Source organism: uncultured Kocuria sp. (assembly GCF_947500125.1).
Lineage (GTDB): Bacteria > Actinomycetota > Actinomycetes > Actinomycetales > Micrococcaceae > Kocuria.
Genome location: NZ_CANMRA010000072.1, coordinates 1 through 2,810, shown reverse-complemented (window position 1 = coordinate 2,810; position 2,810 = coordinate 1). Strand labels below are relative to the sequence as shown.

2 protein-coding genes and 1 pseudogene are annotated in these 2,810 nt (G+C 70.3%); 2 read left to right on the top strand and 1 reads right to left on the bottom strand.

Annotated features, from left to right (window positions below; genetic code table 11):
- Positions 1 to 278: pseudogene (locus Q0817_RS19855) on the bottom strand (serine hydroxymethyltransferase); the annotation flags it as partial.
- Positions 279 to 431: 153 nt separating this feature from the next.
- Here Q0817_RS19855 and Q0817_RS19850 point away from each other — a divergent pair.
- Together Q0817_RS19850 and Q0817_RS19845 are read left to right on the top strand one after the other, a co-directional pair.
- Positions 432 to 1,091, top strand: a complete 660-nt coding sequence (locus Q0817_RS19850; protein WP_298592176.1) for a GntR family transcriptional regulator — start codon at positions 432 to 434, stop codon at positions 1,089 to 1,091.
- Positions 1,092 to 1,371: 280 nt separating this feature from the next.
- Positions 1,372 to 2,631 (top strand): M24 family metallopeptidase, encoded by a 1,260-nt coding sequence (locus Q0817_RS19845; protein WP_298592173.1) that lies wholly within the window; start codon positions 1,372 to 1,374, stop codon positions 2,629 to 2,631.
- The last annotated feature ends 179 nt before the right edge of the window (positions 2,632 to 2,810 follow it).

The window sequence follows — 2,810 nt, the reverse complement described above, 5'->3', positions numbered from 1 at the left end:
GCGCCGAAGAGGTCCTTGGCCCGGTCGATGGCCAGCTGCTCGATCACGTCCACGTGCTCGCAGCCGCCGTAGTAGCGGCGCCCCGGGTAGCCCTCGGCGTACTTGTTGGTCAGCACCGAGCCCTGCGCCTCCATCACGGCCACGGGGGCGAAGTTCTCGGAGGCGATCATCTCCAGCGTGGACTGCTGGCGCCGCAGCTCGGCGTCGACGGCCGCGGCGACCTCGGGATCGCTCTCGGCCAGCGGCTGGTACAGGGGGTGGTCCTCGTGCACGGTCATGTGCCCTCCTGGGAAGTTCCTTGTGTGCAACTGATATATCAGTTGTTGAGGCTTAGTATGTGACGAGGAGCACGTGGGGTCAAGCATGACGTTTTCAGTCGTCCCGGGCCGCCGCTCCGATCCCCGTCACGCACGCCGCAGGAAGGGCCCCGCATGCTGCAGCACACCGACGAGACCACGGGGGGTGGCCGGTCCCTGGCCGACCAGGCCTTCCTCCGGCTGCAGGACCGGCTGATCCTGCTCGACATCCCGCCCGGCAGTCCGCTCAACGAGGCGCGCCTGAGCGAGGATCTGGGGGTCGGGCGCACCCCGCTGCGCGAGGCGCTCAAGCGACTGGAGTCGGAGCACCTCGTGGTGACCTATCCGCGCCGGGGGACGTTCGCGACCACCGTGGACATCACCGCCCTGTCCGAGATCTCCCAGGTGCGCGAGGTGCTCGAGCCGCTGGCCGCCCGGCTGGCGGCCGAGCGGCACGGGGGTGCCGCCCGCGAGCGCCTGGAGCGGCTCCGGGGGCAGCTCGAGGACCCGGCCGCGGGGGACCGCGAGGACACCCTGCGCTGGGACGTGGCCATCCACCGGGCCGTCTACGCCGCCGCCGGCAACGCTCATCTCGAGACGACCCTGACGCGCTACGGCAACCTCGCCACCCGGATCTGGTGCGTGGCCGCCGACCGGATCCCGCAGCTGCAGGAGCACATCTCCGTGCACACGGCCCTGCTCACCGCGGTGCTGGAGGGCAGGAGTGACGAGGCCGCCACGATCATGCTCGAGCACATCCGTGACTTCGAGGAGCAGGTGCGCCGGGTCCTCTGAGCGGTCTTTTGTTGCGCTAATCACAACTTCGGTGCGTCGGCTCCGCATTACGGTCGGTGGGATGTCTCCCTGTGTTACCGGGTTTAACGCCGCGATAACACAAATTAACGTCACGGCCATTGACGGTGAGCTAGATCACTCCTTACATTGAGGCAACGCTGTTGCATTGATAGCAACGCACTCGCGCCAAGAGGCACTCCTCTTCCCCGGCTCCCACGGCGCTCCGGCCGTTCGGCGCGACCCTGTTCCGCGTCTCCGGAAGACCCACGAAAGGACGACCATGACCACCTCGCCCCTCACCGCCCCCGCCGCCTCCGTCGCCGAGCTCGAGCGCCTGAAGACCCTGCACAACGGGCAGAAGGAGCAGCTGACCTTCTCCGACGCCGAGTTCGAGCGCCGGCTGTCCGGCCTGCGCCGGATCATGGCCCAGCAGCAGCTCGACGCCGTCATCCTCACCAGCTACCACGGCATCAAGTACTACTCGGACTTCCTCTACACCACGTTCGGGCGCAACTACGCCCTGGTCGTCACCGCCGAGGACTCCGTGACGGTCACCGCCAACATCGACGCCGGCATGCCGTGGCGCACCAGCTACGGCGACAACATCGTCTACACCGACTGGCGGCGCGACAACTTCTACTACGGTCTCCAGGAGGCCCTGCGCCGGCGCGGCGTGCAGGCGCGCCGGATCGGTGTCGAGGACGACGCCCTGCCGCTGCTGACCCGCCGCCGCATCCAGGCCGCGTTCGAGGGCGCCGAGCTCACCGACGTCTCCCAGGACGCCATGCGCCAGCGCATGCTCAAGTCCGCCGAGGAGATCGAGGTCATCAAGCACGGCGCCCGCATCGGCGACCTCGGCGGCGAGGCCATCCGCGCCGCGATCCGCGAGGGCATCACCGAGTACGAGGTCGCGCTCATCGGCACCGAGGCGATGGTCCACGAGATCGCCCGCACCTTCCCGCACCGCGAGGTCCGCGACACCTGGGTGTGGTTCCAGTCCGGGATCAACACCGACGGCGCGCACAACTGGGCCACCACCCGCAAGCTGCAGCGCGGGGACATCCTGTCCCTGAACTGCTTCCCCATGACCTCCGGCTACTACACCGCCCTGGAGCGCACCCTGTTCCTCGGTGAGCCCGACGCCCGCTCGCGGCAGCTGTGGGAGATCAACGTCGAGGTCCACGAGCGCGGCCTCGAGCTGATCAAGCCGGGCGCGGTGTGCCAGGACATCGCCGCGGAGCTCAACGAGATCTACATCTCCCACGGTCTGCTCGCCAACCGCACCTTCGGCTACGGCCACTCCTTCGGCGTGCTGTCCCACTACTACGGCCGCGAGGCCGGTCTGGAGCTGCGCGAGGACATCGACACGGTCCTGGAGCCGGGCATGGTGGTGTCCATGGAGCCGATGATCACGGTCCCGGAGGGCGAGCCGGGCGCCGGCGGCTACCGCGAGCACGACATCCTCGTCATCGGTGAGGACGGGGCGGAGAACATCACCAAGTTCCCGTACGGACCCGAGCACAACATCGTCCAGGCCTGACCCGGACGGTCCCCCTGGCGGCGCCCCCCCGGGGGGCCCCCGGGGCCCCCCCCCCGGGGGGGGGCCCCCCCCCCCCCCGGCCCCCCCCCCCCCCCCCCCCCCCCCCCCCCACCCCCCCCCCCCGCCCCCCCCCCACCCCCCCCCCCCCCCCCCCCCCCCCGCCCCCCCGCCCCCCCCCC

What these genes read in the sequence shown, in the direction of transcription:
- Q0817_RS19845 (WP_298592173.1), top strand. Translation starts at nt 1,372, where the DNA reads ATGACCACCTCGCCCCTCACCGCCCCCGCCGCCTCCGTCGCCGAGCTC.
- Q0817_RS19850 (WP_298592176.1), top strand. Translation starts at nt 432, where the DNA reads ATGCTGCAGCACACCGACGAGACCACGGGGGGTGGCCGGTCCCTGGCC.